Here is a 443-nt window from a genome sequence, read left to right as displayed (position 1 = left end):
CAGGCCCACCGCTTCCCAGCCGAAGAACAGCTGCAGGAAGTTGTTGCTCATCACGAGCATCAACATCGAGAAGGTGAACAGCGAGATGTAGGCGAAGAAACGGTTGTAGCCGTCGTCTTCCGCCATGTAGCCGATGGTGTAGATGTGCACCATCAGCGAGACGAAGGTCACCACGCACATCATCATCGCGGTGAGCGAATCGATGAGGAAGCCGACTTCCATCTTCAGCGAGCCGACCGTCATCCATTCGTAGACGGTCGCGTTATAGCCAGCGCCGTTGATGACGTCGAGCAGCACCGACACCGACAGGATGAAGGCGATTGCCACACCGAGGATGGTGACGCTGTGGGACGTCTTGCGGCCGATCTTCTCGCCGAAGAACTTCGTGCCGAACAGCCCGGCGATCGCTGAGCCGGCCAGCGGCGCAAGCGGGATCGCCAGCA

Annotated in this window: 1 pseudogene; it reads right to left on the bottom strand. The window is 59.6% G+C overall.

Annotation, left to right across the window (positions count from 1 at the left end):
* Positions 1–443 (bottom strand): annotated as a pseudogene (locus RVY79_RS17455) (NAD(P)H-quinone oxidoreductase subunit F); the annotation flags it as partial.

The sequence above is a fragment of the Chromohalobacter sp. HP20-39 genome, assembly GCF_033052815.1.
In the GTDB taxonomy this organism is placed as follows: Bacteria; Pseudomonadota; Gammaproteobacteria; order Pseudomonadales; family Halomonadaceae; genus Chromohalobacter.
This window is presented reverse-complemented; position numbering and strand designations above follow the sequence as displayed.